Annotated in this window: 13 protein-coding genes; 7 read left to right on the top strand and 6 right to left on the bottom strand. The window is 67.7% G+C overall.

The genetic code is table 11. From position 1 onward, the window contains the following. Window positions 1-88: 88 nt before the first annotated feature. Both FEI13_RS07185 and FEI13_RS07180 read left to right on the top strand, forming a co-directional pair. Window positions 89-1144 carry a LacI family DNA-binding transcriptional regulator gene (locus FEI13_RS07185; RefSeq protein WP_193555722.1) on the top strand — a complete coding sequence of 352 codons (1056 nt, stop codon included), beginning with the start codon at window positions 89-91 and terminating at the stop codon, window positions 1142-1144. Between the two features lie 137 nt (window positions 1145-1281). Beyond that, the gene (locus tag FEI13_RS07180) at window positions 1282-2223 is read left to right on the top strand and encodes a carbon-nitrogen hydrolase family protein (RefSeq protein ID WP_138180836.1); all 942 of its coding nucleotides are present in this window, start codon (window positions 1282-1284) and stop codon (window positions 2221-2223) included. Window positions 2224-2262: 39 nt separating this feature from the next. On the opposite strand, the gene FEI13_RS07175 is transcribed toward FEI13_RS07180, so the two are convergent. Further along, entirely contained in the window at window positions 2263-2892 is a 630-nt protein-coding gene (locus FEI13_RS07175) for a methyltransferase domain-containing protein (protein WP_138180834.1), read from the bottom strand. A gap of 256 nt (window positions 2893-3148) precedes the next feature. Between FEI13_RS07175 and FEI13_RS07170 the strand changes: the two genes are divergently transcribed. The 3 genes from FEI13_RS07170 (at window position 3149) to FEI13_RS07160 (ending at window position 4463) form a co-directional block, all read left to right on the top strand. Further along, on the top strand, window positions 3149-3388 hold the full coding sequence (locus FEI13_RS07170; protein WP_138180832.1) for a hypothetical protein: 240 nt from the start codon (window positions 3149-3151) through the stop codon (window positions 3386-3388). Beyond that, a complete protein-coding gene (locus FEI13_RS07165; protein WP_138180830.1) occupies window positions 3385-3747 on the top strand; it encodes a DOPA 4,5-dioxygenase family protein in 363 nt (120 codons plus the stop codon). The genes FEI13_RS07170 and FEI13_RS07165 overlap by 4 nt, the downstream gene beginning before the upstream one ends. A gap of 404 nt (window positions 3748-4151) precedes the next feature. Then, entirely contained in the window at window positions 4152-4463 is a 312-nt protein-coding gene (locus tag FEI13_RS07160; RefSeq protein ID WP_138180828.1) for a nitrilase-related carbon-nitrogen hydrolase, read from the top strand. A gap of 175 nt (window positions 4464-4638) precedes the next feature. Here the strand turns inward: FEI13_RS07160 and adhP are convergent, their stop codons facing one another. Continuing rightward, window positions 4639-5670: an alcohol dehydrogenase AdhP gene (gene adhP, locus FEI13_RS07155; protein ID WP_193555721.1), complete on the bottom strand. Its 1032-nt coding sequence runs from the start codon at window positions 5668-5670 to the stop codon at window positions 4639-4641. A gap of 137 nt (window positions 5671-5807) precedes the next feature. Beyond that, the gene (gene exaC / locus FEI13_RS07150; protein WP_138180826.1) at window positions 5808-7328 is read right to left on the bottom strand and encodes an acetaldehyde dehydrogenase ExaC; all 1521 of its coding nucleotides are present in this window, start codon (window positions 7326-7328) and stop codon (window positions 5808-5810) included. A 138-nt stretch (window positions 7329-7466) separates the two neighbouring features. Here exaC and FEI13_RS07145 point away from each other — a divergent pair, with 138 nt between their 5' ends. Continuing rightward, window positions 7467-8147: a response regulator gene (locus tag FEI13_RS07145; protein ID WP_138180824.1), complete on the top strand. Its 681-nt coding sequence runs from the start codon at window positions 7467-7469 to the stop codon at window positions 8145-8147. Here the strand turns inward: FEI13_RS07145 and FEI13_RS07140 are convergent. After that, window positions 8139-9506 carry a hybrid sensor histidine kinase/response regulator gene (locus FEI13_RS07140; RefSeq protein ID WP_240036461.1) on the bottom strand — a complete coding sequence of 456 codons (1368 nt, stop codon included), beginning with the start codon at window positions 9504-9506 and terminating at the stop codon, window positions 8139-8141. The two genes, FEI13_RS07145 and FEI13_RS07140, sit on opposite strands and share 9 nt — an antisense overlap. Next, window positions 9475-10674 (bottom strand): nitric oxide-sensing protein NosP, encoded by a 1200-nt coding sequence (gene nosP, locus FEI13_RS07135; protein ID WP_138180820.1) that lies wholly within the window; start codon window positions 10672-10674, stop codon window positions 9475-9477. Before nosP ends, FEI13_RS07140 begins: the two co-directional genes overlap by 32 nt. A 225-nt stretch (window positions 10675-10899) precedes the next feature. Here nosP and FEI13_RS07130 point away from each other — a divergent pair, with 225 nt between their 5' ends. Next, complete coding sequence (locus tag FEI13_RS07130) at window positions 10900-11400, top strand: hypothetical protein (protein ID WP_138180818.1); 501 nt, start codon at window positions 10900-10902, stop codon at window positions 11398-11400. Window positions 11401-11534: 134 nt separating this feature from the next. Here FEI13_RS07130 and pgi read toward each other — a convergent pair whose 3' ends face one another. Beyond that, the gene (gene pgi / locus FEI13_RS07125) at window positions 11535-13187 is read right to left on the bottom strand and encodes a glucose-6-phosphate isomerase (RefSeq protein WP_138180816.1); all 1653 of its coding nucleotides are present in this window, start codon (window positions 13185-13187) and stop codon (window positions 11535-11537) included. Window positions 13188-13222: the final 35 nt, after the last annotated feature.

The raw sequence follows: 13222 nt of genomic DNA, 5'->3' as shown, positions 1-13222 counted from the left end.
GCTAGGCATCCCGGCCATTGACGGCTATGATAGTAGGCTAACTAAATCGATACAGAACCGTCCCTGACCCCGAGAGCCGAATCGCCACGTGTCTTCGCCACGCCACATCACCCTGAAGGAGCTGGCCGCCGAGCTCGGCGTCTCCACCGCCAGTGTCTCCAACGCCTTCAATCGCCCCGACCAGCTCTCGCCCAAGCTGCGTGAACGCATCCTCAGTGAGGCCCGGCGCCTGGGCTATCGCGGCCCCGATGCCAAGGCGCGCAGCCTGCGCACCGGGCGCTCGCGGATCATCGCCGTGGTGCTCGCCGAGACCCTGACCTACAGCCTCAACGATGCCGTGGCCAGCGAGCTGCTGTCCGGCATCGCCGAGGTCCTCGACGCCCATGGCCATACCCTGCTGCTGCTCTCCGGTCGCCAGGATGCCTCGCGGGTGCCCGGCTCCTCGAGCATCGCCGACGGCTTCATCGTCTATGGCCTGATGCCGAGCCTGGTACTGCTCGACGAACTGCAGGGAACCGGCCGGCAGCCCCTGGTGGCCGTCGACTTCGATCTCGAGGGCCAGCCCACGGTGCACGTCGACGACGAACCGGCCTGTTACGCCATCGCCCGGCATGCCCTGACGACCCCGCCGCGACGCCCGGCGGTCATCAACCTGCGCCTCACCGAGCAGCCCTGCAACGGCCGCATCGGTGACGACCAGGCGCTGCTCTCGGCCGAGCGCACCATCACGCGGGCCCGCCTCGCCGGCTTCCAGCGGGCCTTTGCCGAGGTCGGCATCGACCCGGCGGCGGTGCCGATGTGGAATATCGAGGAGAACACCTTCGAGGTCTGCGCCCCGGTGATCGAGGCCATCCTCGATGCACCCGCCGACGAGCGGCCCGACCTGCTGCTGTGCATGTCCGACCGTATCGCCCTGACCGCCCTGACGCTCGCCGAGCAGCGCGGCCTGCGCGTGCCCGAGGATCTGCGCATCACCGGTTTCGACGGCATCGCCGAGGGCCAGTATCGGGCGCCGCGGCTGACCACGGTGCGTCAGGACAGCGTCGAGAAGGGCCGCATTGCTGCGCGCATGATCCTCGGCCTCAGCCCCCGCGAGGACCGCCTGCTCAGCACCAAACTGATCGTGGGCGACACCTGCCCCTGACGCCCGCCGGTCACCCGGCCTCGGCTCTCGTCGTCCCGATCCCGGGCGCGCTTCTCCCCTCGCCGCTATAGTGAAGGTCAGGCTAGTGCCCGTGATTGGTGTCCTTCGGCGCCCGCACCGCGCACGAGGACCCTGCCATGGCCACGACGGTTGCGGTGATCCAGAAGCCCCCGGTACTGCTGCAGCGCGACGAGACGCTGCAGCAGATGTTGACCTCCATCGACGAGGCGGTCGGCGCCGGGGCGACCCTGCTGGTATTCCCGGAGGCCTATATCCCCGGCTATCCCACCTGGATCTGGCGACTCGCCCCGGGCGGCGACATGGCGCTGACCAGCGAGTTACATGCCAGGCTGCGCGAGAATGCCGTCGACCTCGGCGGCAACACCCTCGAGCCCATCCAGGAGGCGGCCGCCCGGCATGAGGTGACCCTGGTGACGGGCCTCACCGAGATCGACCGCCGCTACAGCGGCACCACCCTCTACAACAGCGTGGTGGTGATCGGCCCGGATGGGCGGCTGCTGAATCGCCACCGCAAGCTGATGCCGACGAACCCCGAGCGCATGGTCTGGGGCATGGGCGATGCCAGCGGGCTCAGGGTCGTCGAGACTCCCGCCGGACGACTCGGTTGCCTGATCTGCTGGGAGAGCTACATGCCGCTGGCGCGCTACGCCCTCTATGCCCAGGATCTGGACGTCTTCATCAACCCGACCTGGGACTCGAGCGATGCCTGTCTCGCCAGCCTCCGTCACATCGCCCGGGAGGGCGGCTGCTGGGTGATCGGCACGGCCACTGCGATCCAGGGCAGCGACGTCCCGGTGACCTTTCCGGAGCGCGACCGGCTCTTCACTCCCGAGGAGTGGATCAACGTCGGCAATGCCGTGGTCATCGCGCCGTCGGGCGAGGTGGTGGCGGGCCCCCTCAACCGCGAGAAGGGTATCCTCTATGCCGAGATCGAGGTCGAGACCGCCCGCCGGGCGCGCCGCTCGCTGGATGTCTGCGGCCACTATGCCCGGCCCGACCTCTTCTCGCTGACGGTGAACCGCTCCCCCCTACCCCCCGTGGTGTTCTCGGACGACTGACGCCTCGCCGCCGCGGTCCTGCAAGGGGCGGGGACGGGCTCAGCTCGACCCCGGCGCGGGGTGCCGCGTGAATAGCGCCACCTGGGTCGGCTGGCCGAGGTGGGCGTCCATCTCGCCGATCCCGCAGATGCGCACCCGATAGCCGTTGCGGCGTGCCACGCCCTGTGCCCAGTCGCGAAAGCGCGCCCGGTCCCACTCGAACTTGTGGTCGGGATCCCGGAACTCGCCCGGCACCATGTCATAGAGCGGGTTGTATTCGTGGTTGGGGGTGGTCACCACCAGCAGGTGCGGCCGCAGCCCGGCGAAGACCGCGCGCTCGACCCGGGAGAGCGCCTCCGGCGGGACATGCTCAATCGTCTCCACCATGGCCGCGGCCTCGAACCCCACCAGCGCCGGGTGGGGTTCGGCATAGGAGCCGCAGACCAGCTCGAGGCGTCCGGCCCGGGCCGCCGGCAGATTCTCCAGGCGCAGCTTGGCCTGGGCCAGCAGCTCGCCGGAGAGCTCCAGGCCCACCACCCGCTCGAACTGGGCATCGCGCAGCAGGTACTGCAGCAGCCCGCCGGAGCCGCAGCCGAGATCGAGCACCCGCCGCGCCCCGCTACGGCGGATCAGCGACGCCGTCCGCTGCAGGCGCGCCTGATGGAGATCGGGGTCTTCGAGATCGGTCATCGCCGTGTCATCCGGTCGGAGGCGGGGTGGGTGATGATGACGCAACGTGGGAGGGGCGTGTAGCGATCCACGAAAAAAAGCGCGACTCGCGTCGCGCCGAAGTACCTGCTCGATGCTCGCCGAGGCGTCTTCCGGTCAGAAGAAGCCCAGTGGATTGATGTCATAGCTGACCAGCAGGTTCTTGGTCGGCTGGGAGCGGCATAAGCCTCTACTATACTGATGGCAAGCGTAGCGCTTGATGAATCGAGGAGGTCGCATGAGCCATAAGTTCATCGAGGTCATTACCAATTACCCGACGACCGAGAAAGACTATCCACTGCTGTTGCACATCGATCAGATCGTGCAGATTCGACCCGAGATCGAGGCGGAGAACGAGCCGCTTCATGAACCGGTCGCCGTCGTCACCCTGACGAGCGGCGAAACCCTGATCCTGAAAAACACCTACCAGCGCCTGATCCAAGGGCTTGATGAGGTGCACATGGTCTTTCGACCGTGAAAAAAGAAGAGGCGATACACCACACCATCCGCTACTACCACGCGCACCTCTACTACGAAGATACCGCCGGCCTGGCCGAGGCAAGACAGCTGGCAAGGGCGGCGGCCGAACGCTTCGCGATCGAGGTGGGGCGCTTTCACGAGCGCCCGGTGGGGCCGCATCCGCTGTGGAGCTGCCAGCTCTCCTTCGCCCCGGTACTGTTCGGCGAGATCATTCCCTGGCTCGCCCTCCACCGCGGCGAGCTGGACGTCTTCGTGCATGTGGGCACGGGCGACGACCTCTTCGACCATACCCAGGGCGTGATATGGTTGGGCCGGTCACATGTGTTGAACCTCGATATCTTCGCCGGCGGCGACTGAACCGCCATGCACGACGTCATCACGCGGTCCACGAGACGCCCCGACCAGTAGCTGCGAATCCAACGGACCCGGTAGAGATCGAGACACGGCATCATGCGCGCCTCGGTCGCTTTCAATTCTGCTTCGGTCAGGGGTGTGGCGAAGCTTCGTTCGACGATAATTTGCGGCATGCGTATCTCCCCGCTCAGCGTTGCTTCTGCCTGGTGGGCAGCGCCGGCGCCAGGGTGGGGGCGGCAAGGACGATGGCCGCCGCTTCGTCGAGGGCCGCCTGCGCCCGGGCATTCAGCCGATCACGGTTGGCGGCTTGCTTGAATTGGTGCCGGATCGTCCTGTTCGCAGCTCCCACATGACACCGCCCGCCAAGTTGCGCGAGCGTCCCCAGCGCTCGAGCAGGCCGCAGCCCCATTGCAGCTCGCAGACGCTTTGAGCGCGACCGACTCTACGCGCCGGAGGAGTGGGTCAATGTCGGCAATGCGGTGATCATTGCCCCTTCGGGGGAGGTGGTGGCGGGCCCCCTCAACCGCGAGAAGGGCATCCTCTATGCCGAGATCGATGTGGAAGCGGCGCGGCGGGCAAGACGCTCCCTCGATGTCTGCGGGCACTATGCCCGGCCGGATATCTTCTCGCTGTCGGTGAGTCGCGCCCCTCAACCGCCGGTCGTGTTCTCGGCTATGCAGGAGTTGGCCGAGGCGACGGGCGATGCTCCGAAGGCGTGACAGGAACGCGAGGGGGCCTGCCGTGCCACATTCCCCTGCAGGGTGGCGCAGACGTGGGCCGTCCATGAAGTGACTCCCGACCGACTTTCCCCGCCAGCGGCACCAGCCAGAACCACCGAATTAAAAAGGGCGCGACTCGCGTCGCGCCCTTTATCCCTGATCGTGGCCTCGGCGACTAGCTGTCGGTCATATCGAGAACGACTCGCCCTTCGATCTTGCCATCGATCATGCGCTGGAGGACGTCGTTGATGTTCTCCAGCGAGTCGCTTTCCACCGTCGCCTTCACCTTGCCTTCACCGGCGAAGTCCAGTGCTTCCTGCAGGTCCAGGCGGGTGCCGACGATGGAGCCACGGATGGTAATACCGTTGAGCACGGTATCGAAGATCGGCAGCGGGAAGTCTCCGGGCGGCAGGCCGTTGAGCACCAGGGAGCCGCCACGGCGCAGCATGCGCTGGGCCTGATCGAAAGCCTTTGGCGAGACTGCCGTGACCAATGCCCCATGTGCACCGCCAATCTCTTTCTTGAGATACGCGGCGGGATCCATCTTGAGGGCGTTGACCGTGACGGTAGCCCCCAGCCGCTCCGCCAGCGCCAGTTTGCCATCGTCGATGTCCACCGCCGCGACATTGAGGCCCATCGCCCTGGCGTACTGCACCGCCATGTGGCCAAGCCCGCCGATGCCCGAGATCACCACCCACTGGCCCGGTCGGGTATCGGTCATCTTCAGGCCCTTGTAGACGGTGACCCCGGCGCACAGCACCGGCGCGATCTCGAGGAAGTCGACGTTGTCCGGCAGCCGGCCGACGTAGCCGGCATCCGCCAGCGTGTAGTCGGCAAAGCCTCCATTCACCGAATAGCCCGTATTCTGCTGGGACTCACACAGGGTTTCCCAGCCCCCGAGGCAATGCTCGCAGTGGCCGCAGGCGGAATACAGCCAGGGCACCCCGACCCGGTCACCCTCCTTAAGGTGACCTACGCCCTCGCCCACCGCCACCACCGTACCGACCCCTTCATGCCCCGGGATAAAGGGGGGCTCGGGCTTGACCGGCCAGTCGCCATGGGCCGCGTGCAGGTCGGTGTGACAGACGCCGGAGGCGGCGACCTTGACCAGGACCTCACCTCGTTGGGGACGGGGAGTTTCCACTTCCTCGATGGTCAGCGGCTCGCCGAACTTGCGCACCACGGCGGCTTTCATTGTATTTTCCATGATCTGTCTCCTGAAGGTATGGCACTCGCTACCTGTCACAGGCACGAGTGGAATCGCCCGGGGTGTCGGAAGGTGAACACCACCTTCTTGTGATGGAGCGCGCCGCCCGGCAGAGTCGTGCCGGGCGACAATCAGGCTTAGAAGAAGCCCAGCGGATTGATGTCATAGCTGACCAGCAGGTTCTTGGTCTGCTGGTAGTGCTCGAGGGCCACCTTGTGGGTCTCACGACCGACGCCGGACTTCTTGTAGCCGCCGAAGGCGGCATGGGCCGGATACTGGTGGTAGCAGTTGGTCCACACGCGGCCGGCCTGGATGCCACGCCCCATGCGGAAGGCGACGTTCATGTCGCGGCTCCAGACGCCCGCGCCCAGGCCGAACTCGGTGTCGTTGGCGATGGCCAGGGCCTCGGCCTCATCCTTGAAGGTGGTCACGGCCACCACCGGGCCGAAGATCTCCTCCTGGAACACCCGCATCTTGTTGTGGCCCTTGAGCAGCGTCGGCTGGATATAGAAGCCGTTGTTGATGGCAGGATCCAGGGACTCCCGCTCGCCGCCGGTGAGGAACTCGGCCCCCTCCTCGCGGGCCACGTCCATGTAGGACATGATCTTGTCGAACTGCTCCTGGGAGGCCTGGGCGCCGACCTGGACGTCGGTGTCCAGCGGGTTGCCACGGGTGATCTGCCCCACCTTCTCCATGACCTTGGCCATGAAGGCGTCGTACATGCTCTCCTGGATCAGCGCCCGGGACGGACAGGTGCAGACCTCGCCCTGATTGAAGAAGGCCAGCACCAGGCCCTCGGCGGCCTTGTCGATGAATTCCGGCTCGGCGTTCATGATGTCGGCGAAGTAGATGTTCGGCGACTTGCCGCCAAGCTCCACCGTGGAGGGGATGATATTCTCGGCGGCGCACTTGAGGATGTGCGCGCCCACCGGGGTGGAGCCGGTGAAGGCGATCTTGGCGATGCGTTTGCTGGTGGCCAGCGCCTGGCCCGCCTCGGCGCCGTAGCCGTTGACGACATTGAGCACGCCGGGCGGCAGCAGGTCACCGACCAGCTCCATCAGCGCGAGGATGGAGGCCGGGGTCTGCTCGGCGGGCTTGAGCACCACGCAGTTGCCCGCCGCCAGCGCCGGCGCCAGCTTCCAGACGGCCATCAGCAGCGGGAAGTTCCAGGGGATGATCTGCCCCACCACGCCCAGCGGCTCGTGGAAGTGGTAGGCGACGGTGTTGGCGTCGATGTCGGCGGCGGTGCCCTCCTGGGCGCGTAGGCAGCCGGCGAAGTAACGGAAGTGGTCGACGGCCAGCGGCAGGTCGGCATTCAGGGTCTCGCGAACCGCCTTGCCGTTGTCCCAGGTCTCGGCCACGGCCAGCATCTCGAGGTTCTGCTCCATACGATCGGCGATCCTGAGCAGCACGTTGGAGCGCTCGGCGGCCGAGGTCTTGCCCCAGGCCGGGGCGGCCTGGTGGGCGGCGTCCAGGGCGAGGTCGATATCCTCGGCGGTCGAGCGGGGAATCTGGCAGAACACCTCGCCGTTGACCGGGCTGACGTTGTCGAAGTACTGGCCCTTCACCGGCGGCACGAACTCGCCACCGATGTAGTTGCCGTAGCGTGTCTCGAAGCTGACCAGTGAACCGGACTGGCCGGGGTTGGCGTAGATCATGGCGTGACTCCTGAGTATTGTCGTTGTGGTGATACCCTCCCCAGTCTTGGTCAGCGGCGTCTTCTGCGACATACTGCGGTGGCAGGAGAGGGCCTCCTCCTTCGGTAGGAGGCGAGACGACGCCACGAGGGATTGCCCATGCACAACCTGATGGTCGCCGATGACCATCCGCTGTTCCGCGAGGCCATCGCGGCGGTAATCGAGGCCGGCCTGCCCGACAGCCAGCTGTTGGAGGCGGAGAGCCTGGACGAGGCCCTGCGCCAGGCTGGGGCCTGCGCGGACCTCGATCTGGTGCTGCTCGACCTGGGCCTGCCCGATGCCAGCGGGCTCGAGGGGCTGCGGGCACTGCGCGAGGCGTATCCCTCGCTGCCGGTGGCGATTCTCTCCGCCGACCAGGAGCGGCGCACCATTCTCGAGGCCATCGATCTCGGCGCGGTGGGCTACATCCCCAAGTCGACGCCGCGCCGGGAACTGCAGGCGGCCTTGACCCGCCTGCTGGAGGGCCAGCTCTACCTGCCGGCGGACATCATGCGCCGCCCCCCGGCCGGGGCGCCTTCGCCGCCGGCCGAGGAGGGCGCGCAGCGCCAGCGCCTGGCCGAGCTCACCGACAAGCAGCTCGAGGTGCTGATCCGCCTCTCCCGGGGCGCCTCCAACAAGGTGATCGCCCGCGAACTGGAGATCGCCGAGACCACGGTGAAGACTCACGTCTCGGCGATCCTGCGCAAGCTTCACGTCTCGGGCCGCGTCCAGGCGATCCTGGCCGCCGGTGCGCTCGACCTCGAGGCCCTGCTGGCCGAGCGCCACGCCCCCTCACTCTGAGCCGCCGCCTTGCAGGCCGACCAGCTGCATGCGCAGCCGCAGCGGCTTCAGGGGCTTGAGCAGGCAGCCGTAACCCCGCTGGCGAGTCAGGCTCTTGATCGAGGCGTCGTGATTGGCGGTGATCACCACCACCGCGAGCCCCGGCTGGCGCTCGCGCAGCCGCGCCGCCACCGCGAGGCCATCGGGATCCCCCTCCCCCAGGTGATAGTCGACGAGCAGCACGTCGGCCGCCTCGCCGGACGCGTGAGCGTCCAGGTCGGCCTCCAGGGCGGCCAGGGAGGTGGCGGTGCGCACCTCGCACCCCCAGCCGGCGAGCAGCGCCGTCATGCCCTCGCAGATCCCGGGATCGTCGTCGACGACCCAGACCCGCGTGCCTGCCAGCACATCGCCCTCCCAGGCCGGCGCCGGCGCGCTCGGTGGCGCCGCCGGCAGCCGGCCGGCGGGCACGCGCACCGCGAACAGCGAGCCGCGCCCCGGCACCGAGGCGAGCCGCAGGGGATGGTCGAGGATCCCGGCGATGCGGTCGACGATCGCCAGCCCCAGCCCCAGGCCGCGATCCTCGGCGTCGCGGCGCTCGCCCAGGCGCTGGAACTCCTGGAAGATCGCCTCGCGCTGCGCCTCGGGAATGCCGGGCCCGGTATCGCCCACCAGGATCTCGAGCCCGCCGGCGCGACGACGGCAGCCCAGCAGGATCCGACCATGCTCGGTGTAGCGAATGGCATTGGTCAGGAAGTTGCGCACCACCCGCGCCAGCAGCGCCAGGTCCGAGGCGACGACCGCGTCACTTCTCACGTAGTGCAGCTCGAGCCCCCGCGCCGCGGCCATCTGGCGGAACTCCTCGGCCAGCACGTCGAGCAGCCGCGCGACGGGGAACGGGGCGACGTCCGGCTCGAGCACGCCGGCATCGAGCCGCGAGATGTCCACCAGGGTGCCGAGCAGCGCCTCCACGTCCTGAAGGGATCGGCCGACGTGCCCCACCAGGCGGGTCGATGGGGCGGGAAGGTCGTGCTCCTCGAGGGCGCTGGTGAATAACCGGGCGGCATTCAGCGGTTGCATCAGGTCGTGGCTGACCGCGGCCAGAAAGCGGGTCTTGGAGAGGTTGGCCGCCTCGGCCTCGGCCTTGGCGGCATGCAGCTCGGCCAGGGTCTGCTGCAGCGCCTCGGTGCGCTCGCGTACCTGCTCGGCGAGCAGCACGGCATGCTCGAAGGCCGCGTAGGGGGCCGCGCCCGCCACCCCCGCGGACTCCACCCGCTCCATCAGCGCGGCGGCGATCCGACGCAGGCGCACGTTCTCCTCCAGCAGCTCCCGCTCCCGCGGACTGGCGTCGTCAGGCGTCTGGCGTGGCTGTCCGAGATCCAATGGCAACCCCGGTGAAGGTCTGGTTGATGTGCATGCCATGGTGCTGCTCCCCGTAGGTGTTGAAGCCGATCACCCGCGAGCGGGCCAGCAGCCGCGAGCCCGCGTCCACCCGCGCCAGCGTTTCTAGCTCCAACCGACGCAGGAAGCAGTCGCAGGCGATGATCAACGCCGGCTCGCCGAGGCGCGCGCTGAGCGCGGCGAAAACCGTCTCGAGATCCTCGAGCAGAGGGGCCGGGCGCATGGCGGTGAGCACGATGCCATTCTCCACGGCGCAGTAGAAGCTGAGGCTGCCGTCATCATTGACCCGCTGGATGGCGCGCACGAAATGCGCCTCGCCCAGGCGAACCGCCAACGGATGGCGGGCGAACACGTCAGGCGTCAGGGCTTCGACCGGCAGGCCCACCAGCCGGGCATACTCCTCGGCCGCCGGCAGGGCGTTGAGTTCGAGCACCCGGCGACGCTCGCGGTCGGCCCGGGTGACCACCAGCTTCTCGTCCCGCGGTCTCAGATGGTGGGTGGTGAAGACCTCGAAGGGCAGCCGGGTGTTGATCAGCACCACCACCGCGGCCTGACCGTGGAAGCCCCCCTCGGCGTGCACATGGGTATGGGCCAGGCGATTGTCATCGCCGGCGGAACCGCCGAAGCTGGGGATTCGCCCCAGGGCGGCATCCAGGGTCGCCAGCACCTGCTCCTCGCAGCTGGAGAGGCCGTCGAGCAGCGTCAGGGCGAAGCTGTGCTCGGCCAGGGGCGCCAGGGCGCGATCGCGACAGTCATCGAGCAGGCCGTCGACCAGCCGCTGAGCACGCATCAAGTCGAAGCCCGACAGATCCTCGACCAGCGCGCAGGAGACGGCGAAGTGGCGCCGGTCGAAGCCGATGGCGACGATACCGCCACGTTCGTAGCCCTGCGGGGTGATTTCCCCGGCGGTGGTGCAGCCCGCCACCGGCACGCCGTCGAAGGCCGCATCCAGAGACTCGGAGAGCGCCGCCAGGGGATACTCGGCGCTGCAGAAGAACAGCATGAAGCCAAGCTCGGAATGGCACAGCTCGACGGCCAGCTCTCGCGCCGCGGCCCGGGGATCGCTTCGGCGGCTCACGGCCGTGCGCAGCGGCACGTCCTCGTCTGCCGTGCCATCGAGGCGCGGGCTGGCGGGGAAAAGATCACGCATATCGGCCTGCCTGTCGGGTTTCGGGCAGTGTATGCCCCGGGGCCGGGAGCGACAACGCCGACCCATGATGCCGCTTTATCACGATACACAGCGTGCATGGAGCCTGGTACTTTATGCTGATCCGCGAACGAAATTGACCAATATCAAGGAGGGAGCTGTTCCCCTGCGTCTACCTTATCTGAACGGTGCCCGGAAGAGGCCCGGATGACAAGAACGGAGATGCCCATGCCTGCCTGCCTGCCCGAGATGCACGCTCACCCCAGCCCCGCCGATCAGCCGCTGTCGATCACCTACGACCACGAGTCGCGCGAGATGGAGCGCTACCGTGGCCTGGCCCTGAGCTTCCTTCCCACCCGCCCCGAGGTCAGCCGCCTGATGGCCACGCTGGGCATCGAGTGCGAGCAGCGCCTGGGCGCCCTGGAGACCCTCGCCGAGCAGCTGCAGCGACGCCACTGCCTGCCGGCGACCCTGGCCCGACGCCGGTCCCTTGCGGAGCAGTACCGGCTGCACCTGTTCATCAGCAACGACGCCATGGCTTGCCAGACCCTGGGCTACGCCCTGGCCTTCGCTCGGCACTCGCTGCAGTTCAGTGAGCTGATGGCCCAGCACTGCCAGCTGGCGAGACTCGATACCCTGCTCGCCCGGTTCGTCGACAGCAAGCGCTACGAATGCCGACTCCTCGAGGAGGTGCGGGCAGGAGCCTACGCTGCCTCTGCTCGGGCCTAACCCCGGGCCTCCTGCGGATGACGATGCTCGGATAGCCCCGCCACTTGATGGCCCCGACACCTTGCCGCTCCGGCTATCTGCCGCCTTCACCTTCAACGACCGGTCGAGGCCTTGCGCGACCTGCGCCGAGGCCTTCAGGCCTTCTCCTCGCCGCCCGACGGATCGCCGCTCGACGGATCGCCGCCCGACGGATCGCCGCTCGACACGAAGTGCCCGCGCACCAGCGCCAGCAGCCCCTGGGTGGAGGCGTCGAAGTCCTGGCTGTGCGCGTCCAGGCGTTCGCTGATTTCGCCGGCGATGCGCTTGCCGAGCTGCACGCCCCACTGGTCGAAGGAGTTGATGTTCCAGATCACCCCCTGGACGAACACCTTGTGCTCGTAGAGGGCGATCAGCGCGCCGAGGTTCTTCGGCGTCAGCTCGTCGAGCAACAGAGTGCTGGAGGGGCGGTTGCCCGGGCAGCTATAGGGGTCGAGTTCGCCGCCCTCGGCGCTGCCCTCCATGAAGGCATTGGCCTGGGCCAGCATGTTGGTGAGCAGGGCGAAGTGGTGGTCTTCCATGCCGGGCTCGGGCTTGAGCGAGGCGATGAAGTCGATGGGCACGTAGCGGGTGCCCTGGTGAAGCAGCTGGAAGAAGGCATGCTGACCGTTGGAACCGGTCTGGCCCCAGACGATGGGCCCGGTCTTATAGTCCACCGGCCGGCCGAAGATATCCACCGACTTGCCGTTGGACTCCATGTCGAGCTGCTGCAGGAAGGCCGGCAGCTGATGCAGCGCCTGGTCGTAGGGCACGATGGCCTGGGTCTCGGCGCCCTGGAAGTTGATGTGCCAGATGCCGATCAGTGCCATCAGCACCGGCATGTTGGCGGCAGTGGGGGCGCTCAGGAAGTGCTGGTCCATCTCGTAGGCGCCCTCGATCATCGCCATGAAGCCCTCGAAGCCGATGGCCAGGGCGATGGGCAGGCCGATGGAGGACCACATCGAGTAGCGCCCGCCGACCCAGGCCCAGAACTCAAAGACGTTCTCCTCGCGGATGCCGAATTCCATGGCCGCCGCCTTGTTGGTCGAGGCGGCGATGAAGTGCGCGCCCACGTCGGCCTCCGGGCCGGCGTTGTCCAGGAACCAGCGGCGCGCGGTATGGGCGTTGAGCAGCGTCTCCTGGGTGGAGAAGGTCTTGGTGGAGACGATGAACAGGGTGGTGGCCGGGTCGAGGCGACTGAGCACCTTCTGGATGTGAGCGCCATCGACGTTGGAGACGAAATGGAAGTTCAGTTCCGGATGGCGGTGCTTGAGCAGCGCCCGGCAGGCCATGTTGGGGCCGAGGTCCGAGCCGCCGATGCCGATGTTGACCACATCACGAATGCGCTGGCCATCGAAGCCCGTCCACGCGCCGCTGCGCACCGCCTCGGAGAAGGCGCGGATCTGCTCGCGGGTGCGCTGGATCTCCGGCATCACGTCCTGGCCGTCGACCATCAGCGGCCCCTCGCCGAGGTTGCGCAGCGCCGTATGCAGGACGGGCCGGTTCTCGGTGACGTTGATGATGTCGCCGGAGAACATCTGGGCGCGGCGCTGCACCAGCGCCGAGTGATCGGCGAGTTCGATCAGCTTGGCCAGCACCGCCTCGGAGACCGGCTGCTTGGAGTAGTCGAGGAAGAGCCCGCCGACGCGCAGGCTCATCTTCTCGAAGCGCTTGGGGTCGGCGGCGAAGTAGTCACGGATACGGTCGTCGGCGGTCTGCTGCTGCAGGCCCTGGAGGGCCTGCCAGGTGACGCTGCGGGTGAGCTGGAACATGCGGAAACCTCAGCTTGTTGTCGGGAGGCACGCTT

Origin of the sequence: Halomonas urmiana, assembly GCF_005780185.1 — a bacterium.
In the GTDB taxonomy this organism is placed as follows: domain Bacteria; phylum Pseudomonadota; class Gammaproteobacteria; order Pseudomonadales; family Halomonadaceae; genus Halomonas; species Halomonas urmiana.
This window is presented reverse-complemented; position numbering and strand designations above follow the sequence as displayed.

Coding starts and splice junctions, on each gene's coding strand:
- FEI13_RS07180 (WP_138180836.1), top strand. CDS start 1,282: ATGGCCACGACGGTTGCGGTGATCCAGAAGCCCCCGGTACTGCTGCAG.
- FEI13_RS07175 (WP_138180834.1), bottom strand. CDS start 2,892: ATGACCGATCTCGAAGACCCCGATCTCCATCAGGCGCGCCTGCAGCGG.
- FEI13_RS07170 (WP_138180832.1), top strand. CDS start 3,149: ATGAGCCATAAGTTCATCGAGGTCATTACCAATTACCCGACGACCGAG.
- adhP (WP_193555721.1), bottom strand. CDS start 5,670: ATGGAAAATACAATGAAAGCCGCCGTGGTGCGCAAGTTCGGCGAGCCG.
- exaC (WP_138180826.1), bottom strand. CDS start 7,328: ATGATCTACGCCAACCCCGGCCAGTCCGGTTCACTGGTCAGCTTCGAG.
- FEI13_RS07145 (WP_138180824.1), top strand. CDS start 7,467: ATGCACAACCTGATGGTCGCCGATGACCATCCGCTGTTCCGCGAGGCC.
- nosP (WP_138180820.1), bottom strand. CDS start 10,674: ATGCGTGATCTTTTCCCCGCCAGCCCGCGCCTCGATGGCACGGCAGAC.
- FEI13_RS07130 (WP_138180818.1), top strand. CDS start 10,900: ATGCCTGCCTGCCTGCCCGAGATGCACGCTCACCCCAGCCCCGCCGAT.
- pgi (WP_138180816.1), bottom strand. CDS start 13,187: ATGTTCCAGCTCACCCGCAGCGTCACCTGGCAGGCCCTCCAGGGCCTG.